Raw genomic sequence first — 25,313 nt, 5'->3', positions numbered from 1 at the left:
TTCCATGCAGTCACTCAGCCAGCAACTTATCAATCAACAATTCATCGACAACCAGTGGGTGCCCTCGGCGGGCACCCGACTGCTCGACGTGATGAATCCTTACCGCGAAGAGCGGATTGCCCAGGTTACGGCAGGTGACGCCGCGGATGTCGACGCCGCCGTCAAAGCTGCAAAGCTGGCGCAGCCCGCCTGGCAGGCGCTGGGCGGAACCGCACGGGCTAAATACCTTGAGGGGTTTGCCGATGCACTGGCAACGCGCCGAGACTCGATTATCACGCTTTCAGCGACCAACAACGGCAAGCCGCTTGCAGAAGCGGAGATCGATCTAGACGATGCCATTGCCTGCTATCGCTACTACGCCGGGCAGGCCAAGGCACTGGATGCCCGCCAGGGCGAGTTGGTTAGTGTGGAAATGGAGGGCGTTGAGGCGCGCACTTATCACGACCCCGTGGGCGTCGTGGGGCTGATCGCGCCGTGGAATTTCCCGCTGGTGACCAGCGCCTGGAAGCTGGCGCCCGCCTTGGCGGCCGGTTGTGCCGCGGTGCTTAAACCGTCCGAAATTACGCCGCTCCCCGAACGGGTGCTGGCAGAAATAGCCCTAGAGATTGGCCTACCTGCTGGGGTGCTCAACCTTCTAAACGGCGACGGTGAGGGCATCGGTGTACCGCTGACCAACCATCCGGATGTGGATAAAATTTCCTTTACCGGCAGCAACCGCGTCGGTGAAGCGGTGATGCAAGCGGCAAGCGCCCGTACCGCCAGCGTTTCTCTGGAACTAGGCGGAAAGTCACCGATTCTGGTGATGGAAGACGCCGACCCCGCCCAGGCCGCCGACTGGGTAATGGCCGGTATCTACTTCAATGCTGGCCAGATCTGCTCGGCAACCTCGCGTTTATTGGTGCACGAAAACGTGGCCGAAGCACTCTACACAGCCCTTGCCGAGCGTATGGATGCGCTGACGCTGGGCGACCCGCTTGCCGAAGGTACGGATTTAGGACCGTTGACCAGCGCCAAGCAGCGCGACGCCGTGCAGCGCTATCTGGATCTGGCCGAACAGGAAGGGCTAACGGTCGTGTGCGATGCGCAACACCGCACGTTGCCCGCTCAAGGCTACTTCCTGGCCCCCACGCTTTATCGCGATGTACCGGTGGAAAGCCGCTTGTGGAAGGAAGAGATTTTTGGCCCGGTGCTCTGCGGACACAGCGTGGCAAGCGAAGCCGAGGCGGTTCAGCTTGCCAACGACAGCGTCTTTGGTCTGGCAGCCACGGTGATTAGCGGCGACCCCGAGCGGGCAAAACGCATTGGGCGGCAACTGAAAGCGGGCAGCATTTGGTACAACAGCGAGCAGCTGGTGCTCCCCGAAACCGGCTGGGGCGGCTTCAAGCGCAGCGGCATTGGGCGTGAACTAGGCCCTTGGGGGCTAAGTGCTTATCTGGAAGTGAAGCATGTGATTGGGCCTGCCTAACGCTTAGGCGTGAGCTTTAGGCATGAACTTATGGCATCGCATAACGCCGAGTCGATTTCCCGGCTTTTACCACCTGCCCCGGCACATCATGGCCGATAAGGTCGGGAAGGGTGGCGGCGACTTCAAGCAGTGCATCCAGATCGACACCGGTATCGACGCCCATGGCTTCAAACATATGCACCAGGTCTTCGGTGCATACATTACCGCTAGCGCCGGGGGCGAAGGGACAGCCGCCCAGCCCACCTAGTGAGGCATCAAAGCGGCTAATACCTGCTTGCCACGCCGCCAGGGCGTTAGCCAGCCCCATGCCGCGAGTGTTGTGGAAGTGCAGAGTGAACGGCGTTTCCGGCCAGCGCTCAAGCACGGCTGCGCACAGGCGTTTGACCTGGGCAGGGTTGGCCATGCCGGTGGTATCGCAGAGCGTGACGCCCTGAATGCCAAGGTCGATAAGCTTCTCAACCAGTTCCAACACCCGTGCTTCGGGTACTTCGCCCTCAAACGGGCAGCCAAAGGCGGTGGAGAGCGAGGCGTTGATAAACTCACCGCTGACTTTGCTGACCTCCAAAATCGCCGCGAATTGTTCAAGGGATTGCTCTGGCGTCATGCGCAGATTGGCCAGCCCGTGGCTGTTGCTGGCGGACATCACCAGATTGATTTCATCCACCTGGCAGGCAAGGGCTCGCTCGGTGCCTTTTACATTAGGCACCAGTACGGTGATATCAACTCCCTCCCGACGCTGAATGCCGGTTACTACGTCGGCGGCATCGCGTAGGTTGGGAATTGCTTTGGGTGAAGTGAACGACGTTGCTTCAATACGTCGTAGCCCGGTGGCGGAGAGCGCGTCGATCCAGCGGATTTTGTCTTCTGTGGGCACAAAGCGTGCCTCTATCTGCAGGCCGTCCCGGGGAGCAACTTCGTTGATCTCTATCTTGGCGGGGCATGGTGATAACTGGCTCATAATAAACTTCCTAGATTATGCCCGCTTGGCGCAGTTTGGCTCGGGTTTCATGGTCAATGCCCAACTCATCCAATACGTCGTCGGTATGCTGGCCAAGCGTGGGGCCGCCGTCGCCGATTCGCCCAGGGGTAGCGCTTAGCTTGGGCAGTACGCCGGGTACTTTTAGCGGTTTACCGTTGGGGCGAGTAAAGGTTTGAATCATCTCCCGCGCCAAATAGTGGGGATCAAAGGCGATATCTTCCGCCGTGTAGGGGTAGCCTGCGGGCACACGGGCTTCATCCAGCGCCTGTAAAATGGCATCCCGTGGGCGCTCTTCTGTCCAGGACTGAATCGCGGTATCAATCACCTCGGCTTGCTGGCTGCGCCCATCGTTGTGGGCCAGTGCCGGGTCGTTGGCGAGATCATCACGACCAATCACGCCCATTAAGCGTTTGAAGATGCTGTCGCCGTTACCAGCAATCAGCACGTAATCGCCGCCCTGGCAGCGGTAGGCGTTTGAGGGGGTAATGCCGGGCAGGGCGCTGCCGCTGGGTTCGCGAACCTGGCCGCTGGCATCGAACTCCGGCAGTAGGCTCTCCATCATTGCAAATACCGACTCATATAGCGCGACGTCGATCTCTTGGCCCAGGCCGCTGCGGTTGCGCTCCTGGAGCGCCAGTAGCGTGCCAATCACCGCGTAGAGCGCGGAAAGCGAGTCGCCGATGCTCACCCCCACGCGTACCGAGGGTTCTCCCGGCTGGCCGGTGAGGTAACGCAGCCCGCCCATGGCTTCGCCAATCACCCCAAAGCCGGGCTTATCGCGGTAAGGCCCCGTTTGCCCGTAGCCGGAAATATGCACCATGATTAAGCGTGGGTTGAGTTGGGAGAGCGCTTCCCAGCCTAGCCCCCAGTTGTCTAAGGTGCCGGGGCGGAAGTTTTCCACCACTACATCGGCCTCGGCTGCGAGCTGGCGCACCAGGCCTTGCCCCTCTTCGCTGCGTAAATCTAACGCGACCGAGCGCTTGTTGCGGGTTTGGACGTGCCACCACAGCGAGGTGCCGTCTTCAATCATTCGCCATTTGCGAAGTGGGTCGCCGGTGCCGGGGGGCTCGATTTTAATCACGTCGGCACCGAATTCGCCCAGCAGTTTGGTGGCGAAAGGCCCTGCAATCAGTTGGCCAAGCTCAAGTACTTTTAAGCCCTGTAGCGGAAGCTGGCGCGCTTCGGAAGCATTCATTAAGGCTCTCTCTTATCATTGAGTGTTCACTATTAGCCAGCATGCGTGAGCTAATCAGGGGCGACAATTAGGCAATGGGTAACAAAGGGTTCGTGGCTGGCGAAGGTGTGGGCTACCATAGGGAGCTTGCTTTCAAGGAGTTCGTAGGATGCGCCGCTTTGATTTTGTCACCCTTAAACTGTTTATCTCCGTGGCGGATGAAGGTCGACTGACGGCGGCGGCGGAGCGTGAACACTTAGCTCTCGCCGCGGTGAGCAAACGCATAAGTGACCTGGAAACGTTGGTCGGCACCACGCTGCTCTATCGTCGCCCCAGAGGTGTAGAACTGACTCCCGCAGGTCAGGCGTTTTTGCATCATGCCCGACGTATTATGGATAACATTGAACGCCTGCAGGCCGAGCTCAGCGAGTATGGCGAAGGCGTCCGCGGCCATGTGCGTATCCACTCCAATACTTCGGCGATCATTGCCTTTCTTCCCCAGGATCTCAGCGCCTTCTCACGCCTCTACCCGGAAATCAAAATTGATCTTCAGGAGCGGGTCAGCAGCGAAATTATCGCTGCCGTTCGCGACGGACTGACCGATATCGGTATCTTTGCTGGACATGTCGCGGCGCCCGACCTTCAACAGCTCTCCTATCGACAAGATCGACTCGTGTTAATGACTCCTATCGATCATCCTTTGGCTGGGCGTGAAAGCATCGCCTTTAATGAAGCGCTAGCTTTCGATTTTATCGGCTTGCAGCAGGATGCCTCGCTGCAGTCGCTGTTGAACGAGCAGGCTAACCTAGCGGGTAAAGCGCTGCGAATGCGTATTCAGGTACGCAGCTTCGATGCCATTTGCCGCATGATCCACCATGGTATGGGTGTTGGCGTACTGCCTGAGCAAACCATCTATCGTGATCTGGGAGACTTACAGCTTAAAAGTATCCCGCTTAGCGATCCATGGGCTCAGCGCGAACTGGTGATTGGCATGCGTCGCTATGCCTCGTTGCATGTGACTGCCCGGCATTTGGTGGATCACCTTACCCAGAAAGAGGATGAGCAATAGCTCAAGAAATTCTCCTTATGGCTTCGTGGTTTGAGAAAGCAAAGCTCCAATAGCTACCCTTTCAATGGCCTAAAGCAAGCTAAACAGTGGTTGATTAAAGGAGCTCGGTATTCATCTTTGGTCGTACGGCCGTGATGGAATGGATTTAAAAGCCCGTTATAGCAGCGTTTCTAGCCATCGTGTTTTACGAAGTCAGCCTTCTTGAACGTCGATTTGAGCCCTTGGGATGCATGTTTCAAGATCACGTAAGCGTTACCTGAAAGTTACAAGAACCACACCCAATAACGACAACCGTAGAGAGTCTATCCCATGCGGAAACAACTGCTTGCCACGCTGGCTACCCTAGGCATGCTAACGACGGCGCCGTTCGTCTTGGCGAATCCTATCGAAATCCAAGTTAACAACACCATGAGTGAGGGCGGTTCGGAAAGCGCAGCGGTGGAGCGCTTTGCTGAGTACTTAGAAGAACAGGCACCGGGTCGTTTCGATGTTCGTCCCTTCCTGGCGGGTTCATTGGGCGGCGAAAATGCCGTTTTGGAACTACTGAACCTTGGTCAAACCCAGATCTCTATCACTGGCGGTAACTGGCGCCAGCAGTACGCGCCTGAATACGATGCCATTACTGTGCCCTTTGTGTTCTCAACCTGGGACGAAGTCGATGCCTATATGGAGAGCCCCTCTGGCCAGGCACTGATTGAAAAGGCGGAGAGTCAGGGCGGCCTTAAATACTTCGGCACCCAGCACCGCGGCCCGCGCCACATGACCGCCAATAAAGCCATCGAAACCCCGGAAGATCTTGATGGTTTCCGCATGCGCCTTCCTGCGCTGCCAGTATGGATGGAAGTGTGGGAAGAGATCGGCGCCCAGGTCGTCAATGTGCCCGCTCCCGAAATTTACCTTGCCATGCAGACCGGTCAGGTTGACGGCCATGAGAACTCGCTCTCATCGCCCTATACCCGCCGCCTGTGGGAAGTGCAGGATCACATCATTATGACCAGCCATGTGCAGTTCCCGTGGAACTGGGTGGCGAGTGCGCGCTGGTGGGAAGGTCTTGAAGCCGAGGATCAGGAACTGATCGAAGAGGCCATTCATGTGGCGCGTCAGCACGGTACCGAGCGTGAGCGCGAACTCGATGAGTACTACCTGGAAGCGCTGCAGGATGAAGGCATGACGGTTATTGAGCCTGATATTGCCGCTTTCCGCGAAGCCGCGTTACCGGCGATTGATCGTGTCATGGCCGAAATGGCCGACGGTGTTCGTGAAGATGCCCTGGGTAACCAGAGCGAGTAACACACCTTTGGCAAAAACAGCGGCGGCCCATTGGGCCGTCGCTGTTTTACAAGACAAGCCAGTTTTTCATGACAAATAAGTTTTCATAACCAAAAAAAAGACGTCAGGGTAAGGAGTTCTGCTGTGGAAGACGCTGTAGCGCCCAGCCAAGGGCCGGATCGAATCGCTTTCTATACGCTGCGCGGCGTCACCCGCCTGTGCGATGGGGTAGGCGTGGCGTTAATGGCGGCCATCCTGCTATTGATCGTGGCGGCGGTCATTGCCCGCGACTTGTTGGGGCTGGGCATGCCCTGGACCGAAGAAGTAGCGTCTATGTTGGCCATCTACGCGATTGGCTTTGGCTCGCTATCGGCGTGGGTGCGCAGTGAACACCTGGTAGTCGATCTGTTTAGTCACAAGCTTTCAGGCCTGGGTAAAAATATTCAGTACCGGTTTACTGCACTGATTTCCTGCGGTTTTTTTGCCCTTGCTGCCTGGGGGGCATGGATTATGTCGGACATGAGCGCCAACAATAAAACGGTCTCGTTAAGTATCAGCTTCAGCTATCTCTATTACGGCATCTTTTTCAGCTTTGTGGGCATGGCGCTGATTGCCCTTTGGCAAACTTTTCGCGGCCCGGTGGCGTGGTTGGAAACGTCCCATGAAGAGGAGGCTTCTCAACCATGACCGAACTACTGATTTTCGTCGGTGGCCTGTTAGTACTGATGGCCATTGGTTTGCCTGTGGTGGTCGCCATTGGCGTGACCTCCTTTATCGCCCTGGTGGCTACTGGTACCGGTGGGCTGCCCGTTGAGTTACTGCCGCTGCGCATGGTGCAAACGCTCAACAACTTTACTCTGCTGGCGATACCGCTGTTTATTCTGGCCGCCAATATTATGAATATCGGCTCCACTACCACGCGAATTTTTGACTTTGCCACTGCCTTGGTGGGCTTTACCAAGGGCGGCCTGGGTCACGCTAATGTGGTGGCCAGCTCCATTTTTGCCACTATGTCAGGCACTGCCGTTGCCGATGCCGCAGGGCTTGGCAGCATTGAAATCAAAGCCATGAAAGAGCGTGGCTATGCGCTGGATTACTCCACCGGTGTTACCGCTGCTTCCAGCGTTATTGGGCCGATTCTGCCGCCCAGTATTGCCTTGGTTGTGTACGGCTGGTTAGCCAATGTGAGCATTGGCGGGCTGTTTATGGCGGGGCTACTGCCGGGTATTTTGATGGCGCTGCTGCTGATGGGGATGACCGTGCTACTGGCTGCCAGTGGCAAGGTGGTGATGCCCAAGCCCACACCCTTTGATGCCTGCGAAGTCGCCCGCACCGGTAGGCGTGCCATCTTGCCATTAATGATGCCGGCGATTATCGTCGGTGGTATTTGGGGTGGTTTCTTCACACCCACCGAGGCGGGTGCTATTGCCTCGCTCTACGCGGTAATTCTAGGCGGGCTGATCTACCGTGACTTGAACTGGCGAGACCTCTATAACGCTTTCCGCCGTACCCTGATGTTCAGTGCAGTGATCCTGCTGATTATTGCGGTCTCCAGCTTTTATGGCTGGATCCTGGTGCGTATGGGGATCCCTCAGGCGTTGGCGGGGCAGGTGGCCAGCATCGATATGCCAACGATCCTGCTGTTGCTCTGCTTTGCGCTGTTCTTCCTGCTTATCGGCTGCTTTATGTCGGTGATTGAAAGCATCCTGATTTTCACCCCGATTGTGGTTCCCGCAGCGCTAAGCGCCGGATTAGATCCCGTTCATTTCGGTATTGTGATGGTGATCACGCTTTCAGTAGGGGTTATCACCCCGCCCTTTGGCACGGTGCTGTTCCTGATGGTGGGCATCACACGATTGCGTTACGGCCAGGTCGTTACGGCGATCATGCCGTTCTTACTGCCGATTATCGCCACCATTCTACTGCTCATCGCCGTGCCGGGGCTGGCTACTTGGCTGCCAGACGTTATGGGGTATTGATGTAAAAGGAAAGCGAATGAAAATGCCGCACAACACGTTTAAGCAGCAACTGCTGGCTGGACAGCCCCAAACGGGGATTTGGCTCGGCTTGGCGAGCGCCTACACCGCGGAGATTGCCGCCACGGCAGGCTTTGACTGGCTGCTGCTTGACGCCGAGCATGCTCCCAACGATGTATCGAGCCTGCTTGCCCAACTACAGGCACTGGCCCCCTATGGCAGCCACCCGGTGGTGCGCCCGCCCACCGGGGATACGGTGCTGATCAAGCGCTACCTGGATATTGGCGTTCAGAACCTGTTAATCCCCATGGTGGAAACGGCTGAGCAGGCTGCCCAGCTGGTGGTGGCCACACGCTATCCACCCCGCGGTAGTCGCGGCGTTGGTCATGTGCTGGCACGCGCCTCGCGCTGGGGGCAGGCAGAAGACTACCTCTCCCGCGCCGATGACGAAATCTGCCTAATGCTGCAGGTAGAGAGCCCCCAAGCACTTGCCAATCTGGAGGCAATCGCCGCAGTAGAAGGTGTCGATGGGGTGTTCATTGGCCCGGCGGATTTATCGGCCTCAATGGGGCACCTGGGCAACGCCAGTCATCCTGACGTCACCGCGGCGATTAGCGATGCTATCACCACAATACGTGCGGCAGGAAAGGCCGCAGGTATCGTGACGGTGGATGAGCAGGCAGCCCGCGGCTATCTTGCTGCGGGCTGCACCTTTGTTGGGGTAGGTATCGATGCCCTGCTCTATGCCAATGCCCTGCGCGGTCTGGCGGAGCGGTTCAGGCACGAATGAACAAAGCGTCGGGGTTACTCCACGGCAGGCAAGATCCTGCCTGGATTCATCAGCCCCTTGGGGTCGAACAGCGCCTTAACGCCGCTGACCAGTTCCCGCTCAACAGGCGATAGCCGTGCCAGGTAGGGTGCCTGCTTGGTGCGGCCAATGCCGTGCTCGGCGCTGATGCTGCCGTTGAAACCGTCAAGTACCTCAAACAGCCGCTCTTCCAGGTCGTGCAGGTGGGCTTTCTTATCGCTATCCGCCATTGCCGTGGGCGGTAGAATGTTGAAGTGCAGATTGCCGTCGCCCACATGCCCGTAGGCAATAATTTCGCACTCAGGCGACGCCGCCATCACCACCTCGCTTGCCCGGGTAACGAAGTCGGGTATCGCCGAGATAGGCACCGAGATATCGGTGCGCAGGTGCTCACCGCGTCGCCGCTGGCCTTCCAGCATGCTTTCACGGAACTGCCATAGCTGGGCGGATTGGGTGTCGCTGGAAGCCAGCGCGCCATCCAGCACCAGCTCGCGCTCCATGCCGGTTTCCAGCAGCGCTTCCAACATCGAACCCAGATCCACTGGCCCCGTGGCCGCGACTTCCATCAGCACGTACCAGGGGTACGCGTCTTCAAGCGGGTCACGCAGCTCTGGCGTTGCTTCAATCGCCAGCTCGATACAGCGGCGAGGAATCAGCTCAAAAGCGGTCAACAGATCGCAGCAGTCGCGGCGCGCCAAACCGTAGAGATCAATCACCGCCTGAACGGAGGGCAGGCCGAGCAGCGCGGTGCGGTTTTGGGTCGGGCGTGGTGAGAGCTTGAGCACCGCGCCAGTGACGATGCCCAGGGTGCCTTCACTACCCAGAAACAATTGTTGAAGATCGTAACCGCGGTTGTCCTTATGCAACGCGTTCAGGCTCTCCCAGACGCGCCCATCGGGCAGCACCACTTCAAGCCCCAGCACCAGCTCGCGCATCATGCCGTAGCGCAGTACGTTAAGCCCTCCCGCGTTGGTGGCGATATTGCCGCCGATCTGACAGCTGCCTTGTGCACCTAGCGAGAGCGGGAAGTCACAGTCATACTCAAACGCCGCCAGCTTGACGTTCTCAAGAATACAGCCCGCGTCTACCGTGATGGTGAAGTTAACCGGATCAATGGCGCGCACGCAGTTTAAGCGCTCCAGGCTGATCACCAGTTCTTGACCGTTTGCGGCGGGCAAGGCGCCTGCCACCAAACCGCTATGGCCACCCTGGGGCGTCATGGCGATGCCTTGCTCGTAGCAGCGCTTAACGACTTCGGCGACGTCCAAGGTACTGGCCGGGCGGGCCACCGCCAGCGGCATGCCCAAAGTGTCGCCTGCCCAGTCGCTCACATAGCGGGCCATGGCCTCCGGCTCGCGCAGCAGACCGCGCTCGCCGAGCAGGCTGGTGAGTTCATCTAAAAAGGTGGTCGTGTCGGTCATTAACTCTCTTCCTGCCAGGCAGCACCCTCGGGGAAGCGGTGCTGGGCTTGGGATTCAGTGTGCATGGCGATACTGTAACCCGGCGCCTCCGGTACTTGATAGCGGCCACGGTTGATGACTACCGGGTCGATAAAGTGCTCGTGCAAGTGATCAACATACTCAAGCACGCGACCTTCAAGGCTGCCGGATACCGCGATATAGTCGAACAGGGAGATATGCTGGGTGTACTCACACAGCCCGACGCCACCGCCGTGGGGGCAAATTGGCACGCCGAACTTGGCGGCCATCAGCGTTACTAAAATCACTTCGTTAAGCCCGCCCAAACGTGCCGCATCGAGCTGGCAATAGTCGATGGCATCCGCCTGGAAGAACTGCTTGAACATCACTTTATTGTGACAGTGCTCGCCAGTGGCGACGCCGATAGGCGCAACCCGGTGGCGGATTTCGGCGTGGCCGAGAATGTCGTCAGGGCTAGTGGGCTCTTCTATCCATAGCGGGTCAAATTCGGCCAGCCGACGCATCTTGGTGATCGTCTCGTCGACTTCCCACACCTGGTTGGCGTCCATCATCAGCACGTTGTCCCAGCCGATCTCTTCGCGCAGCAGCGCCGCTCGGCGGGCATCCTCTTCGATGTCGCCGCCAATCTTCTGTTTGAAGTGAGTCCAGCCTTCGGCCAGCGCTTCACGCGCCAGACCGCGCACTTTCTCGTCGCTGTAACCCAGCCAGCCCGCTGATGTGGTGTAGCCGGGGTAGCCGTCACTGCGCATTTCGGCTTCCCGTGCGGCCTTGCCGGGGGCTTGGCGGCGTAGCAGGCAGATCGCTTCTTCCGGCGTTAGTGCATCAGCCACAAAGCGGAAGTCGAGACAGCGAACCAGCTGTTCCGGCGTCATGTCCACCAGCAACTTCCAGACCGGCTTACCTTCGTTTTTCGCCCACATATCCCACACGGCGTTAACGATAGCGGCGGTGGCTAGGTGAATTGCGCCTTTATCGGGGCCGATCCAACGCAGCTGGCTGTCGCCAGTAATTTCTCGCCAGAACGTGCCCATGTTGTCGGTTATCGACTCAAGCGTTCGTCCCTCGATCAGCGGCGCTAGGGAGTGCAAAGCGGTCACCACAATCTCGTTGCCGCGGCCAATGGTAAAAGTTAAGCCGTGCCCCTCGGGGCTGCTGTCATCGGTGTGCAGGATGACGTAGGCGGCGGAGTAGTCCGGCGCGGCATTCATGGCATCCGAGCCATCCAGAGAACGCGAGGTGGGAAAACGAATATCCTGGATCTCGACGCGAGTGATGGTTGTCATTGTGCGCTCCTAGGCTGTGATATGAGTGGCGTATTGATTGTTAGAATCAGCGGCGCGCTAAGTGGCGCATCAGTTCGCGAATACCGTAGGTCCAGGGCGGCAATTGATCGCTTCTGCCTACCCGGTTGACCAGGGCGCCCAGGGCCGGGGTGGTGATGGTGACGCGATCACCCAGGTGATGGGTAAAGCCCTGGCCTTCCCCGTCGCGATCCTGAATGGGCGAAAACATGGTACCGAGGAACAGCATAAAACCATCCGGATATTGGTGGTGGTCGCCGATGGTTTGGCTTACCAAGTCCAGCGGGTCGCGGCTGATTTCGCGCATATCGCTCTCACCCTGGAGTAGAAAGTCATCATCTTCACCCTCAATACGCAGCGATACCTGGCAGTTGCGCACGCTGTCGATATCGAAGTGGTCATCAAACAGGCGAATGAAGGGGCCAATGGAGCAGGAGGCGTTGTTATCTTTTGCCTTACCTAACAGCAAAGCGCTGCGACCTTCCACATCGCGCAGATTAACGTCGTTACCCAGAGTCGCGCCGCGCACTTGGCCGCGGCTATCTACTGCCAGGACAATTTCCGGCTCGGGATTATTCCATTGAGATGATGGGTGTAAACCTACCGGGGTGCCAAAACCTACCGAGGAGAGCGGCTGGGCTTTGGTAAATACCTCCGCGTCGGGGCCGATGCCAACTTCCATATATTGCGACCAGCCGCCGCGGGCCTGTAGCGCTTTTTTAAGCGACATCGCCTCTTCAGAACCCGGCGCAATCTTGGAAAGGTCGGTGCCGATCAGTGCCTGCAGGTCGTTGCGCAGCTCCACCGCTCGTGCAGGGTCGCCGCCCGCTTGCTCTTCGATCACTCGCTCTAACAAACTCACAGCGAAGGTGACGCCGCAGGCTTTAACGGCCTGAACATCGCAGGGGGCTAGCAGGTAGGGCGCTTGTGGTAGGGGTAACTGAGAGTTTTCCAGCAGTGCCTCGACACTACCTAGGTTGGGGCCTTCCGCTCGCTGCACTACCGCTTGTAGGTCGTCGCGTTCCAGCAGGTCAGCCATGGTGGGCCCATAGGCGGTAATGTCGATCACCTGACCGTTGTTGACGGTCACTAGCGCGGGGCCAGGATGACTGCCCTCCAGCCAAACGCGGCCAACCAGCAGCGCGTTACCCAGGTCGGCGGGAAGTGTGTCCGTCGATGAAAGTGGATTCATGTACTTCTCCATTCGCTCTTAGAATTAGTTTTAATCGTTGGCAGTGGTAGGAGACTGGCGCTAAACACGCCATCGCCTATCATGTTATAGATGTCGCTTTGTATGATAGGTATGCCAGTTCATTGCTTACTTTAGCGCACCGCTCCATTTCGGGTCGATAGTTAAATCTATCTAGAGGACGACGGTTTCGCTAAGTGTGGCTCTCAAAATAAAAGCAAAAGTGTTAAGGAGAATTTCATGTTAGACGAGTGGAACGGTAAGCGAGTACTTATCACCGGCGCCAGCCGTGGCATTGGCGCGGCGGTTGCGAAACAGCTGGGGGCGTTGGGAGCCCACATAGCGGTGCATTATCACAGCAGTGAAGCGCCCGCGGAGGCAGTGGCCAAGGCGATTCGCGATGCGGGTGGGGACGCCTTTACCGTTAAAGCAGACGTCAGCCACACCAGCGAGACCCAAAAACTCGTCGACGATGCCGCCGAGCGTCTGGGCGGTTTAGACCTGTTGATCAATAACGCGGGGGACATGCTGGGCCGGGTTGGCTTAGATGAGATGGACGATGACCAATATGACCGGGTCATGGATCTCAATGTCCGCTCGGTGATCATGGCCAGCCGCGCAGCGCTACCGCATTTTCGCCACGCAGGCGGTGGCAATATTATTCACACTACCTCGATTGCCGCACGTAATGGCGGCGGGGGAGGCGCTGGACTATACGCCTCAGCAAAAGGTTTTGTGAGCACGATAACGCGAAATATGGCCAAGGAGCTTGCCGGGGATAATATCCGCGTGAATGCTGTGGCCCCCGGTACGATTGCGACCGATTTTCATGAGCGCCACTCAAGCGATGCTCATCTAAACGCAGCTCGGGCATCGATTCCCATGGGGCGTTTGGGCACGGCGGAAGAGTGCGTGGGCGCGTACGTTTTTCTGGCGACCGATACGCTCAGTGGCTATGTCACTGGTCAAATCATCGAGGTCAACGGCGGGCAGTTAATGCCATGAATAGCTCCCCACGCTGTTATGAAATTGCTATCACCATGGGCGACCCTGCTGGCATCGGCCCTGAGATTATTTGCCGCGCGCTGAGTGCTATGTCCGCCACCGAACGTGCCACGGCGATGGTCATCGGTGACCCGGCTATTTATCGCCGTGCGGCGGCAAGTGTTGGTGTTGTGCTTGAGTTCGTGCCATTGGAGCAGGCAGAGAGCGATAAGGATTGTGTGGCGGTCGGTGTGGTCGAGGTGCCGAAAGGCGTTGAGATTGCTGATGGTCAAATTAGCGCCGGTGCGGGTGATATGGCGTTTCGCTGCGTTCATAAAGCCGTGGAATTGGTGCAGGCGGGGCGGGCGCAGGTGATTGTCACCGCCCCGCTGAACAAGGCGGCGTTGCATGAAGCTGGGCACCATTACGATGGCCACACCGGGATGCTGGCATCGCTGACCGGTGCGCCCTCGTCGTTTATGCTGCTGGCATCTGAGACGCTTTCGACGCTGCATGTTTCCACTCACGTGTCGCTACGTGATGCGATCGACCGGGTGACCCCTGAACGCATCATTGCCACCGTTGAAGCAGGACACGCGCACTTGCTCGCGTTGGGCATGAAGGCTCCGCGCATTGCCGTGGCAGGCCTTAATCCGCACTGCGGTGAAGGGGGGATTTTTGGCGACGAAGATAGTCGCTGTATCGCCCCAGCGGTGGAACGCTTGCGGGAACGGGGTTTTGATGTGAGCGGGCCGATCTCTGCGGATACGGTGTTTTACCGCGCTTCGAAAGGCGAGTTCGATTTGGTTATTGCCCAGTATCACGACCAGGGCCATATCCCCGTCAAACTGATTGCTTTTGATACCACGGTCAATGTCAGCCTTGGCTTGCCGCTTCAGCGCACCTCGGTGGATCACGGCACTGCCTTTGATATTGCCTGGCAGGGCAAAGCCGATGCCACCAACATGGGATCAGCGATTGCCTATGCGCGACGGTTAGCCAGTGGCGCCAAGATATGAGCGGCTGCCGATTGGCGATTATTGCCGATGATCTTTCGGGCGCGCTGGACACCTCAGCACCCTTTGCCGCGCGAGGCGCAGATGTCCGCGTGGTGGTTAGCCTGGAGGCATTAGCGACAACGCTAGAGGCATGGCAAGGTCAGTGGCCAGAGGTCATCGCCGTGAATACCCAGTCCCGCCACCTGCAATCTGAGGAGGCGGCGCTTCGGGTAAGCGAAGCAGTGCGTTTGCTCACGCGAGTCGCGCCGCAGGAGTGGTTCAAGAAAGTCGATTCAACCCTGCGTGGCCAAGTAGTCGCAGAGTGCACGGCACTGCGGGAAGCGCTTGGCTTTCCCCTGCTGCTGGCTCCCGCGGTACCGGCCCAGGGGCGAACAGTGCGTAATGCCGAAGTGTGGGTGGACGGCATTCCACTGGCTGATACCACCTACCAACAGGATGCCCTCTCAACGCCTCTGATCGGCCCCATTGATCAGGCATTTGCCGTCAGCGGACAACCGCTGCAGCGCTATCGCTTTGGTCAGGGCGTTCAACTCCCTAACGGGGACTGTATCGCCGATGCCCAAAGCGACGAGGAGCTTGCTGCGCTCTATCAGCTCGTGTCGAGTGCTGGCTGCCGTCGAGCGATGGCGGGGGCTGCGGGGCTGGCAACGGCTATCGCCCAGCGCTTTTTCGGGTGGCCTGATGCACCGTTTCGAGCGTTGAATAGCGTCAATGCAGTGCTTTATGCCATCGGTTCTAGAAGCCCTCGTGCTGCCGAACAGCTCCAACAGTTGCGACAATACGTGCCCGGTTTGGCCGTGATTAAAGCGTGTACCGAGCCCTCTGCTACACCCTGTAATAGTAGCCCGGCCTTAGGGGCCTATGTGGTCGTGCCCGGAGAGAGTGAGGAACGCACGGCAAACCAAGTCGCCGAGTCGATGGCTTCCAAAGTGGCCGACATTGCGTCTGCCTGGCGGGACGATGATCCGTGTTTGCTATTTTTAACCGGCGGGGATATCGCCATGGCCGTATTGACCCAACTGGGGGTGAGTTATATCTCTGTCGAGACGGAGTGGTCACCCGGGGTGGCACTAGGGAGTATGGATGGCGATAGGCGAAAGCGAGTGATGACTAAAGCAGGTGGCTTTGGCGATCCTCAACTGCTGGTGCGCTTATACCATCAGTTCGCTCCACGGCTTGAATCATCATAGGCACTACTAAAATCGTTACCTGGATAGTTGCGCGATTGCGGGCAGCCAACTAAGTTTGAAGCTGGTGGTATGACACGTATATAGCACTATGATCGGTTACGTTGGTTGCCGCCGCTTAAAAAATAACCAAATACATCACAATAAATAGCAGCAAATCACACTATCCAACAACAAATCCAATGGTTGTGAGGAGTACACGATGAGTCACAAACGCCAACACTCGCTTAAGATGGCCCGCCTGCTGACCGCTACGCTTATCGCCGGTGGTCTCTCAGTGACCGGTGCTGTGCATGCGCAAGAAGAACTCACCTTTGCTCACGTCTATGAGACATCCGAGCCCTACCACGAGTGGGCACTGTGGGCGGCAGATGAAATTGAGGAGCGTACTGATGGCCGTTATTCGATCAGTGTCCACCCGGCGTCGTCACTGGGTAAGGAGTCGGACATCAACGAAGGCCTACAGCTTGGCACGGTTGATCTGATCTACACCGGCAACCAATTTGCCGGTCGTTTCTATGGCCCGGTGGGTATCGCTGGCGCGCCCTATATGTTCCGCGATTTTGACCATTGGCAGGCCTATGCCGATAGCGACCTGTTCAAGGAAATCGCCCAGGGCTACCAGGATGAAACCGGTAACGTACCGCTGGCCATGAACTACTACGGGCGTCGCCATGTAACCTCCAACAAACCGATCAATACGCCGGAGGACATGCAAGACCTGAAAATTCGTACGCCCAATGCGCCAATGTACATGATGTTCCCCGAAGCGGTGGGCGCCAACCCCACTCCGATCGCATTCTCCGAGGTTTATCTGGCGCTGCAGCAAGGTGTGGTGGATGCTCAAGAAAACCCACTGCCGACCATTCGCGCCAAAGCGTTTCATGAGGTGCAGGACTATATCAATCTGACCGGGCATATCACCGATTCGCTAATCACCATCGCCGGTGGCCCATTGTGGAATCGCCTCTCCGAGGAGGATCGTGAGGTTTTCCGTGAGGTCTACACCGAAGCCGGCGAGCGCATCACTCAAGATATCTTGAAATCCGAGGAAGAGCTGGTGGCTTGGTTCGAAGAGCAGGGTGTGACCGTCAACGAAGTCGATATAGAACCCTTCCGCGAAGCCACGATTCCTGCCCATAACGGTGAAGCGGCGACTTGGGATCAGGAAACCTATGATCGTCTGCAGGCTATCGGCCAGTAATCAGACTATCGGACGGTAATGCCGTGAGGCCTGAGTTTTCCAGAATCCGTACGTTTCCGGGATCGTTTTTTTCGTAGACCAAGACTCGCCCCGCCCAAGCCTCGGGTGGGGCGAAGCGGGAGCCTTCCATGAGCCAAACTGACTCTACTGACGAGACCAGCCTTGCAGGTCTCGACGATGATTCCTTCAACATTCACGACTATGCCCTGGAGGATTTCCTGACGCTTGGGATCTTCTGGCTACTGGCACTGGATGTCTTTATGCAGTTTTTCAGCCGCTATGTGCTGGGTAATTCCATCGCCTGGACGGAGGAGATGGCGCGCTATCTATTGGTTATGGTGGGCTTTATGGGCAGCACCATGGCCGTGCGAAAGGGATCGCATATCGCAGTGGAATTTTTCTATCGCTACATGCCGGGGTGGCTGGGGCGCGTGATGTCGACGCTGGTAGACCTGATCAATATTGCCTTCTTCGCCAGCATGGCCTGGATCACCTTCAAACTGGCTGATCGTACCAGTGCCATGATGACCTCTGTGGATATTCCTAAAAGCTGGCTTTACTACTTGGTGATGGCGGGCTTTATCATCATGCTGGTGAGAGGGGTGGAGGTGGCTATTCGTCACTGGCGCTCGGGCACCAGTGAACTGCTCAATACCCAATAACAACACGCCAACACGCTACTCTCTCGGAGATCACCCCAATGCCCAACATTCTGGCTGTGAGGCGCGGCGGTGCGATAGTACCGCCATTGGTCGCGGCTGTCGCGATACTCGGCTGTATCGCATTGGCCGCCACCCAGCACTATTTACTGTTCCTGTTTGCGGCGCTCTTTACCCTGCTGGTGATAGGGGTGCCGATCGCCATTAGTCTTGCCGGCTCGTGCCTGCTGTATGTGCTGCTGACCGGCAGAGTACCCGATGTTGTCGTGATGCATCGCATGATCAACGGCGTCGACAGCTTTCCCCTGTTGGCGATTCCGTTTTTTATACTCGCCGGTAACCTAATGAACAATGGTGGCATTACCGTGCGGATATTTGACTTTGCCAAGGCATTGATGGGCTGGATGCGTGGCGGTCTGGGGCACGTCAATGTAGGCGCCAGCATTGTTTTTTCCGGCATGTCAGGAGCCGCAGTCGCCGATGCAGGGGGGCTAGGTACCATTGAAATCAAGGCCATGAAAGATGCCGGTTACGACGAGGAGTTCTCGGTGGGTATCACCGCGGCATCTTCGACCATTGGCCCGATTATTCCGCCGAGTCTGCCGATGGTTATCTACGGTGTAATGGCCTCGGTGTCGGTCGGCCAGTTGTTCGTCGCCGGCCTGGTACCGGGCCTGTTAATGGGGCTGGTACTCATGGCCATGATCACGATCATTTCACGGCGGCGCGGCTATACCCGCGATGCGGTGTTCTCGTTTCCGGTGCTTGGTCATACGTTCAAGCGCGCCTTCCTGTCACTCTTAACACCGGTCATCATCGTCGGCGGCATAATGTCGGGGGCCTTCACGCCTACCGAAGCGGCGATTGCTGCGGTGGTCTACGCCTTGGTGCTGGGGGGAGTGGTTTATCGTAGCCTGACCTGGCGCCGCCTGCTCAAGGTGAGCATGGAAACTATCGAAACCACGGCCGTGATCCTGCTGATCGTCGCTGGTGCCTCGATATTTGCCTGGATATTGACCAGCAACCAGGTTACTCAGCATGTGGTAACCCTACTTGGGCCATTTGCCGATAACCCCATTGCCACGCTGATCATCATCAACCTGGTGCTGATCCTGGTGGGCTGCTTTATGGAGACCATCGCGGCAATCACTATCCTGGTGCCGGTATTGTTGCCGGTGGCCATTACTGCGGGTGTCGATCCGGTGCACTTTGGCGTGATCATGGTGCTAAACCTGATGATCGGCTTGTTAACGCCGCCGGTAGGCATGGTGCTGTATGTACTGTCGCGAGTGTCCGGAATTTCCTTCGAGAAATGCATGCGTGGCACGCTGCCGTTCCTGGTGCCGCTGGTCATCGCATTGCTATTGGTTACCTTCATTCCAGCTATCTCGCTGTGGCTGCCAACACTGATTTATCGTTAAGCATTACCGGGGCTGGCCAATGGTCAGCCAGTAGCCCGACTGAAACCAGGAGCTATCGATTAATGAGAGATACGTCGTCAAATTTTCGCGTCGCTCGCGAAGACCTTGCCCGCTTCACGCAAGCCGTTCTGAAGGCGGCAGGTGCTGATCAGGCATCAGCTAACGCGGTCACTCGCGCGCTGATTACCGCCTCACGTATGGGCACCGACAGCCATGGCCTGCGTCTGCTGCCCCACTATCTGCAGGCGCTCAAGGGGGGGCGGATCAACGGCGCGCCCGACATGCAGTTCCACCAGCGCCTGGCGGCGACCGGTTTTCTGGATGCCGACGATGGGTTGGGGCACCTCGCGGGTTATACCGCCATGGAGCACGCCATGGCGATGGCCGAGACGGTGGGGATGGGCGCCGTTGCGGTGGGCAACTCGTCGCACTTCGGTGCGGCGGGGTGCTATGCGTTGGCAGCGGCTGAGCGCGGTTATCTCGGCATGGCGTTCTGCAATTCGGATCCTTTCGTGCTGTTGCATGAGGGCGCCAAGCCCTTTCACGGTACCAACCCCATCGCCTTTGCGGCGCCGGTGGCGGGCGAGTCGCCTTACCTGCTGGATATGGCGACCAGCTCGATTCCCTGGAATCGCGTGCAGCAGTACGGGGCTATTGGGCGTGAACTGCCTGACCAGGTCGCGGCGGATGCTGCCGGGCAGGTAAGCCGCGTTCCTGGTGAAGTGGCCGCACTGTTACCGCTGGGTGGTAGCGGCTTCGGCTTCAAGGGCGCGGGGTTGGGTGGCATGGTTGAGGTTCTGAGTTCGATGCTGTCGGGTATGCAGCATGGCTTTAAGCTGCTGCCCATGGGTGGGCCAGACATGGCGACGCCACGCGGGGTAGGGCACTTCTTCCTGGTCATGCAACCGGATGCGTTTGTGGATGCAGGCACTTTTGCGCAAGGAATGGCCGAGTATCTAGCCGACCTACGCGCCCAGCCTGCTGCACCCAATACCCAGGTAATGGCACCTGGGGATCGCGAATGGCGCTGCCAGGCCCAGCGCGACGCCGAAGGCATTCCGCTCGATTCTGCCAATCAAGTAGCCTATGCCGAGATCGCCGAGCAGTACCAAATAGCGCCGCTCTCTCGGCTGGTTTGAAGGATAATGATGAGAAATGCAGTAAAATGGCGGAAAATTCCAGGTTAACCAGGGGTGACTGCCTATGAGCAGATACCGGATCGAGCGTAAAACGCTATCGGAACAGGTCGCTGAGCAGCTTGAGGCGGAGATTCTCGAGGGGCGGCTGAGTGAAAACGATCAACTGCCTTCAGAGAGGGAGTTGATGGAGCAGTTTGGTGTTGGCAGACCCGCGGTGCGTGAAGCATTGTTCCACCTGCAACAGCTAGGACTTATCGCCATCAACAGTGGTACCCGTGCCAGGGTAATTCGTCCCACCGCTGAGGCGGTGATGGCCAGGCTTTCTGGGGTAACCCGACAGCTACTTTCTAAGCCCGATGGTCAACAGTATTTCCAGGAAGCGCGGGCCATGTTCGAGATATCTTTGGCTCGCTACGCGGCGCGTAATGCCAGTGAAGAGGATCTAGCGAGGCTGCGCGATGCATTAGCGGATAATCGCGATGCAATAGGTGATGAAGCACGCTTTAAACGCTCTGATAATGACTTCCATGGCGTGTTGGCCAGCATTGGCCGTAACCCCATTTTCGATGCTATCCATGTGGCGCTCTCTGAGTGGTTGGACGATCGCCGCGCGCTGGTACTGCAACAGAAGGACGAAGACAAAGCGGCTACCGCTGCGCATACCGAAATCATCGCAGCGATAGAGTCTCGTGACCCAGATGCGGCCGAAGCAGCCATGCGGCGCCACCTAGACCGTCACTACGGCACCTATATGCAGCTTAAAAAGCGCCTCTCGGACGCTTCTTAATTCTCATGCTACCCAATTAATCCTGCCGCCTTTTTTATTCGGCGGCAGGGATGGGATCACTCGGCCATTGTCGATTCAGCAATCTCTTGGAATTCAGTCACGAGATCTTCGCCGATGCGTGGTGCCCACTCTTCGTAAACCGGCTGCACGGCTTCCTGGAAAGCGGCAATCTGCTCGTCATTAAGACGGGTAATTTGCATGCCGCGCTCTTCAAGCTGATCTCGTGCCCAGTCGTCGTACTCGCTGGAAAGCTGGATTTCGTAATCCGCTGCTTGCAGCGCGGCTTCCTGAACAAGTTCCTGATACTCTGGATCGAGGCGATCCCAGGTACGCTGAGAGATCATCTTGATGAAGGGTGTATAAACGTGACGGGTTTCGGAGCCGTAATCCTGCACCTCATAGAAGTTGGAGGTCAGGATGGTGCTCCAAGGGTTTTCCTGGCCATCGACAACGCCTTGTTCCATGGCGGAGAAGAGTTCACCAAATGCCATCGGGGTCGGGTTGGCGCCCAGCGCTTCCCAAATAGCCAGGTGCACTGGGTTCTCCATGGTGCGAATAGACAAGCCACGAACGTCCAGGCCCGCCACATCTTCTGGTGAAGCGACTTCACGAGCACTATTGGAGAGCTGGCGGAAGCCGTTTTCAGAGAATGCCAGGGCTTTTAGACCAGTGCCATCGAAGGCATCAAGCATCTCCTGGGCAGCATCGCTACGCATGGCCTTTATAGCCGCTTCCCGAGTAGGCAGTAGGAAAGGAAGGTCAAAGACTGCCAGCTCCTCGACATAACCTGTGGCGGGTGAAGAGGAAGGGTAGGTCATATCCAGCGTACCGGTTTGCAGCATTTCCATCATCTGCACGTCATCGCCAAGCTGGCTGTTGGGAAAGATATTAACGCTGATACGCCCTTCGCTGCGCTGGTCGAGAATATCCGCAAAGTATTGGCTAGAGATATATTGAGGCGAGTTTTCCGCCAAGCCCAATCCCATGCGCAGAGTGACGCTGCCGTGGTCACCCACGGTGCCACCCTCTATCTCTGGCGGATCGGAAAGGTCAGGCGTTTGCGCGTAGGCAATGCCTGAGCTGAGCAGTGTAGCGCCGGTCATTAATAGGGTGCGTTTCCAAAGATGGTGCATAGTCGTCACTCTCCTGGCGTGCTGCAGGTCGCTACGCTAAGGGGATATTCCTAGCGAGCTGCAGCGTGGTTGATTGTTGTTGTGTGTAAGCGGCACTCGCTTATAGAGGTGTAAGTGCCGCTCCCTTAGGTGAATGTCTAACGTTTTTAGTATATGTTCAACATATACTTTTGTATGTATCGACGCCGCGGGTAAGAACGCGTACCGTCATGGCAACTCTTCCCTACATTTTAGGAAGCTTTCTTCATCGTTAGTGTTGGTGGGCAGTTTGAGTGCCTAAAGCGCGCCTGCCGACTTGTATATTTACTTTAGGCGTGGAGCGGAACCATGGCCAATTTTCAGCGAATAACTCCTGAGCAGTTGCGTTCACGCTACTGGTTCGATAACCCTGATCACCCCGGAACCACGGCGCTATGTATTGAGCGCTACCTCAATTACGGTATTACTCTGGATGAGCTGACCAGCGGTAAGCCGATCATTGGTATTTGCCAGTCGGGCTCTGATTTAACCCCGTGCAACCGCCACCACATTGACTTGGTCAAGCGGGTTAAAGACGGTATTCGCGCCGCAGGTGGCGTGCCGTTTGAATTTCCCATGCATCCTATTCATGAGAACGTGCGCCGACCCACTGCTGCGCTGGATCGGAACCTTGCTTACTTGGGCATCGTGGAAGTGCTCCATGGCTACCCGCTAGATGGCGTGGTATTGACCACCGGCTGTGATAAAACCACCCCGGCTGCGCTGATGGCCGCAGCAACGGTGAATATTCCGGCCATTGTGCTCTCCGGTGGTCCGATGCTAAACGGCTGGCGCGGTGCCGAGCGGGTGGGCTCAGGCACGATTATCTGGGAGCTTCGCAAGCGGCTGGCAGCTGGGGATATCGACTACGCAGAGTTCCTTTCCCGCGCCAGCGATTCAGCGCCTTCGATAGGCCACTGCAACACCATGGGCACCGCCTCTACCATGAATTCCATGGCGGAAGTCCTGGGCATGAGCCTGCCGGGGTCGGCGGTGATTCCTGCGCCCTATAAAGAGCGCGCAATGGTGGCCTACGACACGGGTACGCGGATTGTCGATATGGTGTGGGAAGACCTGCGCCCGCTGGATATTCTGACCCGGGAAGCGTTTGAGAACGCCATCGTGGCATGCTCGGCACTGGGCGGTTCATCCAATGCGCCGGTACATATCAATGCGATTGCCCGCCATGCAGGCATCGAGCTGGATAACGATGACTGGCAGCGCCTGGGCCATGAAATTCCACTGCTGGCCAACGTAATGCCTGCCGGTGCTTTCCTATGCGAAGAGTTCTACCGTGCCGGCGGCGTTCCGGCGATCCTTCACGAGCTACAGTCGGCGGGTAAGCTGCACGGCGATGCGCTGACGGTCAATGGCCGCTCCATCGGCGATAATCTGCAGGGCCGCGAAACCCAAGACCCCGATGTGATCTGTCGCTATAACGACCCCTTGGTGGATCATGCGGGCTTCCTCAATCTCAAGGGCAATCTTTTTGATTCGGCACTGATGAAAACCAGCGTGATTTCCCGGGATTTCCGCGAGCGCTTTCTGAATGACCCCAGCGACCCGGAAGCCTTTGAAGGCAAGGTGGTGGTATTCGATGGCTCCGAGGATTATCACGCCCGTATTGATGACCCAGCGCTCAACATTGATGCACGCACCATTCTGGTAATGCGCGGTGCAGGGCCGGTAGGGCATCCCGGTGGTGCCGAAGTGGTTAATATGCAGCCGCCGGAGGCGCTGATCAAGCAGGGCATCGAATCACTGCCCTGCTTGGGCGACGGCCGCCAGTCGGGCACTTCCGGCTCACCGTCGATTCTCAATGCTTCCCCGGAAGCCGCTACCGGGGGTGGCTTGGCGCTGCTGGAGAGTGGCGACCGTCTGCGGGTCGATCTCAAGCGCGGTGAGGTGCAACTGCTGATCGAACCCAGTGAACTGGAAGCCCGCCGGGAGCGTTTAGCCCAGCAGGGCGGTTACCGCTACCCTGGCCACCAGACGCCTTGGCAGGAGATCCAGCGCAGCATGGTCGAACCGCTGGACCGCGGTATGACATTGGAACCCGCCACCAAGTACCGCGATGTGGCTCGCCAGCATCCGCCCAGGGATAATCACTGAAGAGGCGAATACTAAAGATGAGTCGTTGGAGTACCTTATCGCATCGCCAGCAGGGACTACTATTAACCGCTGGCGGGGCGCTGATCATGGCCCCGGATGCCCTGCTGATTAAAGTGGCCGATCTGCCCGATGCCGAGATATTGATGTGGCGTGGCTTTCTTTCGGGCTTAGGTTTTCTACTGATCGCCCTGATGCGCTATGGACGTGGCACGCTGGCAGCCTACCGTCGCTGCGGCTGGACGGGTATCGCCGTGGCGCTGCTGTTCAGCCTGACCACCTGCGGTTTCGTGCTGGGCAACCAGTACACCAAGGCGGGCAACGTACTGATGATACTGGCCAGTTCGCCGTTAATCGCTGCCGTGCTCTCCTGGATCATCCTCAAGGAGCGTCTGCCAAGGCGTACCTGGTTAGCGATATTGCTGTGCATGGTGGGTGTCGCCATGATCGCCCTCGATGACGCGGGCGCAGGTTCTTGGGTCGGAAACGCTTTCGCTTTGATGGCGGCAACGACCCTGGCGATTAACTTTACCCTCTGCCGTACGCGGCCGGGGGTGGATATGAGCCCGATGCTGGTGTTCAACGGCCTTATTGTGGGTAGCACTGCAGGGCTGTTTTGGCTGGCGGGCAGCGAACCAACCCTGCCTGCAGCCAACCAGCTTGCTGTCGTTATCCTGCTCTGCCTGATTATTGTGCCTTGCGGCGTGACGCTACTGCAGCGTGGGCCGCTCTATCTGCCCTCCGCCGAAGTGGGCCTGCTAATACTGCTGGAAGTGGTGATAGGCACGCTGTTGGCCTGGTGGATTCTGGCCGAACAGCCCGCGCCGATGGCCATGGTCGGCGGCGTTCTGGTGCTGGGCACATTGAGTGCTAAGGGCCTCTATGAACGGCGGTTAGAGCTGAGGGTGCGGGCAGGTCTCGAACCTTCGCCACCGGTAACAGTGGACCGGTCAAGTACGTTATGATTGGCAGGAATCGAAATAG

The 25,313-nt window shown here is 57.7% G+C and carries 22 protein-coding genes; 16 read left to right on the top strand and 6 right to left on the bottom strand.

Annotated elements, in window-relative coordinates:
- Positions 1-4 precede the first annotated feature (4 nt).
- On the top strand, positions 5-1,465 hold the full coding sequence (locus LMS44_RS19335) for an aldehyde dehydrogenase family protein (RefSeq protein ID WP_022521896.1): 1,461 nt from the start codon (positions 5-7) through the stop codon (positions 1,463-1,465).
- A 28-nt stretch (positions 1,466-1,493) separates the two neighbouring features.
- Here the strand turns inward: LMS44_RS19335 and LMS44_RS19330 are convergent, their stop codons facing one another.
- Complete coding sequence (locus tag LMS44_RS19330; protein ID WP_138799374.1) at positions 1,494-2,423, bottom strand: hydroxymethylglutaryl-CoA lyase; 930 nt, start codon at positions 2,421-2,423, stop codon at positions 1,494-1,496.
- 10 nt (positions 2,424-2,433) lie between these two features.
- Positions 2,434-3,639 (bottom strand): CaiB/BaiF CoA transferase family protein, encoded by a 1,206-nt coding sequence (locus LMS44_RS19325; protein WP_022521898.1) that lies wholly within the window; start codon positions 3,637-3,639, stop codon positions 2,434-2,436.
- A 148-nt stretch (positions 3,640-3,787) separates the two neighbouring features.
- On the opposite strand from LMS44_RS19325, the gene LMS44_RS19320 reads away from it, so the two are divergent.
- The 5 genes from LMS44_RS19320 to hpaI all read left to right on the top strand — a co-directional run bounded on the left by LMS44_RS19320 (position 3,788) and on the right by hpaI (position 8,722).
- Positions 3,788-4,687 (top strand): LysR family transcriptional regulator, encoded by a 900-nt coding sequence (locus LMS44_RS19320; protein WP_022521899.1) that lies wholly within the window; start codon positions 3,788-3,790, stop codon positions 4,685-4,687.
- A gap of 309 nt (positions 4,688-4,996) precedes the next feature.
- On the top strand, positions 4,997-5,977 hold the full coding sequence (locus LMS44_RS19315; RefSeq protein ID WP_138799375.1) for a TRAP transporter substrate-binding protein: 981 nt from the start codon (positions 4,997-4,999) through the stop codon (positions 5,975-5,977).
- Between the two features lie 123 nt (positions 5,978-6,100).
- Positions 6,101-6,643, top strand: coding sequence for a TRAP transporter small permease (locus LMS44_RS19310; RefSeq protein ID WP_022521901.1), 543 nt, complete (start codon positions 6,101-6,103; stop codon positions 6,641-6,643).
- Complete coding sequence (locus LMS44_RS19305; protein WP_009287487.1) at positions 6,640-7,935, top strand: TRAP transporter large permease; 1,296 nt, start codon at positions 6,640-6,642, stop codon at positions 7,933-7,935. Before LMS44_RS19310 ends, LMS44_RS19305 begins: the two co-directional genes overlap by 4 nt.
- A gap of 16 nt (positions 7,936-7,951) precedes the next feature.
- Positions 7,952-8,722 carry an aldolase/citrate lyase/malate synthase family protein gene (gene hpaI, locus LMS44_RS19300; RefSeq protein ID WP_498946149.1) on the top strand — a complete coding sequence of 257 codons (771 nt, stop codon included), beginning with the start codon at positions 7,952-7,954 and terminating at the stop codon, positions 8,720-8,722.
- Positions 8,723-8,736: 14 nt separating this feature from the next.
- Here hpaI and LMS44_RS19295 read toward each other — a convergent pair whose 3' ends face one another.
- Genes LMS44_RS19295 through LMS44_RS19285 form a run of 3 tightly spaced genes read right to left on the bottom strand, consistent with a single transcriptional unit; the run spans position 8,737 to position 12,672 of the window.
- Complete coding sequence (locus LMS44_RS19295) at positions 8,737-10,161, bottom strand: FAD-binding oxidoreductase (RefSeq protein WP_498946147.1); 1,425 nt, start codon at positions 10,159-10,161, stop codon at positions 8,737-8,739.
- Complete coding sequence (locus tag LMS44_RS19290; RefSeq protein ID WP_498946145.1) at positions 10,161-11,462, bottom strand: L-fuconate dehydratase; 1,302 nt, start codon at positions 11,460-11,462, stop codon at positions 10,161-10,163. The genes LMS44_RS19295 and LMS44_RS19290 overlap by 1 nt, the downstream gene beginning before the upstream one ends.
- A 46-nt stretch (positions 11,463-11,508) precedes the next feature.
- Entirely contained in the window at positions 11,509-12,672 is a 1,164-nt protein-coding gene (locus LMS44_RS19285) for a fumarylacetoacetate hydrolase family protein (protein ID WP_190374597.1), read from the bottom strand.
- Between the two features lie 237 nt (positions 12,673-12,909).
- Here LMS44_RS19285 and LMS44_RS19280 point away from each other — a divergent pair, with 237 nt between their 5' ends.
- The 8 genes from LMS44_RS19280 (at position 12,910) to nanR (ending at position 21,069) form a co-directional block, all read left to right on the top strand.
- Complete coding sequence (locus tag LMS44_RS19280) at positions 12,910-13,674, top strand: SDR family NAD(P)-dependent oxidoreductase (protein WP_022521906.1); 765 nt, start codon at positions 12,910-12,912, stop codon at positions 13,672-13,674.
- A complete protein-coding gene (gene pdxA / locus LMS44_RS19275) occupies positions 13,671-14,672 on the top strand; it encodes a PdxA family dehydrogenase (RefSeq protein ID WP_498946142.1) in 1,002 nt (333 codons plus the stop codon). The genes LMS44_RS19280 and pdxA overlap by 4 nt, the downstream gene beginning before the upstream one ends.
- On the top strand, positions 14,669-15,862 hold the full coding sequence (locus tag LMS44_RS19270) for a four-carbon acid sugar kinase family protein (protein ID WP_476488529.1): 1,194 nt from the start codon (positions 14,669-14,671) through the stop codon (positions 15,860-15,862). Before pdxA ends, LMS44_RS19270 begins: the two co-directional genes overlap by 4 nt.
- 199 nt (positions 15,863-16,061) lie before the next feature.
- Positions 16,062-17,063 (top strand): sialic acid TRAP transporter substrate-binding protein SiaP, encoded by a 1,002-nt coding sequence (locus tag LMS44_RS19265; RefSeq protein ID WP_009287493.1) that lies wholly within the window; start codon positions 16,062-16,064, stop codon positions 17,061-17,063.
- 128 nt (positions 17,064-17,191) lie between these two features.
- Positions 17,192-17,725 carry a TRAP transporter small permease gene (locus LMS44_RS19260; protein ID WP_498946139.1) on the top strand — a complete coding sequence of 178 codons (534 nt, stop codon included), beginning with the start codon at positions 17,192-17,194 and terminating at the stop codon, positions 17,723-17,725.
- 38 nt (positions 17,726-17,763) lie between these two features.
- A complete protein-coding gene (locus LMS44_RS19255; protein ID WP_022521911.1) occupies positions 17,764-19,143 on the top strand; it encodes a TRAP transporter large permease in 1,380 nt (459 codons plus the stop codon).
- A 62-nt stretch (positions 19,144-19,205) separates the two neighbouring features.
- Positions 19,206-20,282 (top strand): Ldh family oxidoreductase, encoded by a 1,077-nt coding sequence (locus tag LMS44_RS19250; RefSeq protein ID WP_498946137.1) that lies wholly within the window; start codon positions 19,206-19,208, stop codon positions 20,280-20,282.
- Between the two features lie 64 nt (positions 20,283-20,346).
- Positions 20,347-21,069, top strand: coding sequence for a transcriptional regulator NanR (nanR, locus tag LMS44_RS19245; RefSeq protein WP_022521913.1), 723 nt, complete (start codon positions 20,347-20,349; stop codon positions 21,067-21,069).
- Between the two features lie 56 nt (positions 21,070-21,125).
- Here nanR and LMS44_RS19240 read toward each other — a convergent pair whose 3' ends face one another.
- The gene (locus LMS44_RS19240; RefSeq protein WP_498946134.1) at positions 21,126-22,202 is read right to left on the bottom strand and encodes a TRAP transporter substrate-binding protein; all 1,077 of its coding nucleotides are present in this window, start codon (positions 22,200-22,202) and stop codon (positions 21,126-21,128) included.
- A gap of 327 nt (positions 22,203-22,529) precedes the next feature.
- On the opposite strand from LMS44_RS19240, the gene LMS44_RS19235 reads away from it, so the two are divergent.
- Together LMS44_RS19235 and LMS44_RS19230 are read left to right on the top strand one after the other, a co-directional pair.
- On the top strand, positions 22,530-24,332 hold the full coding sequence (locus tag LMS44_RS19235) for an IlvD/Edd family dehydratase (RefSeq protein WP_138799383.1): 1,803 nt from the start codon (positions 22,530-22,532) through the stop codon (positions 24,330-24,332).
- 17 nt (positions 24,333-24,349) lie between these two features.
- Entirely contained in the window at positions 24,350-25,294 is a 945-nt protein-coding gene (locus tag LMS44_RS19230; protein WP_022521916.1) for a DMT family transporter, read from the top strand.
- Positions 25,295-25,313 lie beyond the last annotated feature (19 nt).

It is taken from the genome of Halomonas profundus (assembly GCF_020865425.1).
GTDB classification, from domain to species: Bacteria; Pseudomonadota; Gammaproteobacteria; order Pseudomonadales; family Halomonadaceae; genus Vreelandella; species Vreelandella titanicae.
This window is presented reverse-complemented; position numbering and strand designations above follow the sequence as displayed.

Coding starts and splice junctions, on each gene's coding strand:
- LMS44_RS19320 (WP_022521899.1), top strand. CDS start 3,788: ATGCGCCGCTTTGATTTTGTCACCCTTAAACTGTTTATCTCCGTGGCG.
- hpaI (WP_498946149.1), top strand. CDS start 7,952: ATGAAAATGCCGCACAACACGTTTAAGCAGCAACTGCTGGCTGGACAG.
- LMS44_RS19265 (WP_009287493.1), top strand. CDS start 16,062: ATGAGTCACAAACGCCAACACTCGCTTAAGATGGCCCGCCTGCTGACC.
- pdxA (WP_498946142.1), top strand. CDS start 13,671: ATGAATAGCTCCCCACGCTGTTATGAAATTGCTATCACCATGGGCGAC.
- LMS44_RS19325 (WP_022521898.1), bottom strand. CDS start 3,639: ATGAATGCTTCCGAAGCGCGCCAGCTTCCGCTACAGGGCTTAAAAGTA.
- LMS44_RS19240 (WP_498946134.1), bottom strand. CDS start 22,202: ATGCACCATCTTTGGAAACGCACCCTATTAATGACCGGCGCTACACTG.
- LMS44_RS19280 (WP_022521906.1), top strand. CDS start 12,910: ATGTTAGACGAGTGGAACGGTAAGCGAGTACTTATCACCGGCGCCAGC.
- LMS44_RS19260 (WP_498946139.1), top strand. CDS start 17,192: ATGAGCCAAACTGACTCTACTGACGAGACCAGCCTTGCAGGTCTCGAC.
- LMS44_RS19315 (WP_138799375.1), top strand. CDS start 4,997: ATGCGGAAACAACTGCTTGCCACGCTGGCTACCCTAGGCATGCTAACG.
- LMS44_RS19330 (WP_138799374.1), bottom strand. CDS start 2,423: ATGAGCCAGTTATCACCATGCCCCGCCAAGATAGAGATCAACGAAGTT.
- LMS44_RS19290 (WP_498946145.1), bottom strand. CDS start 11,462: ATGACAACCATCACTCGCGTCGAGATCCAGGATATTCGTTTTCCCACC.
- LMS44_RS19270 (WP_476488529.1), top strand. CDS start 14,669: ATGAGCGGCTGCCGATTGGCGATTATTGCCGATGATCTTTCGGGCGCG.
- LMS44_RS19250 (WP_498946137.1), top strand. CDS start 19,206: ATGAGAGATACGTCGTCAAATTTTCGCGTCGCTCGCGAAGACCTTGCC.
- LMS44_RS19335 (WP_022521896.1), top strand. CDS start 5: ATGCAGTCACTCAGCCAGCAACTTATCAATCAACAATTCATCGACAAC.
- LMS44_RS19235 (WP_138799383.1), top strand. CDS start 22,530: ATGGCCAATTTTCAGCGAATAACTCCTGAGCAGTTGCGTTCACGCTAC.
- LMS44_RS19305 (WP_009287487.1), top strand. CDS start 6,640: ATGACCGAACTACTGATTTTCGTCGGTGGCCTGTTAGTACTGATGGCC.
- LMS44_RS19255 (WP_022521911.1), top strand. CDS start 17,764: ATGCCCAACATTCTGGCTGTGAGGCGCGGCGGTGCGATAGTACCGCCA.
- LMS44_RS19295 (WP_498946147.1), bottom strand. CDS start 10,161: ATGACCGACACGACCACCTTTTTAGATGAACTCACCAGCCTGCTCGGC.
- nanR (WP_022521913.1), top strand. CDS start 20,347: ATGAGCAGATACCGGATCGAGCGTAAAACGCTATCGGAACAGGTCGCT.
- LMS44_RS19285 (WP_190374597.1), bottom strand. CDS start 12,672: ATGAATCCACTTTCATCGACGGACACACTTCCCGCCGACCTGGGTAAC.
- LMS44_RS19230 (WP_022521916.1), top strand. CDS start 24,350: ATGAGTCGTTGGAGTACCTTATCGCATCGCCAGCAGGGACTACTATTA.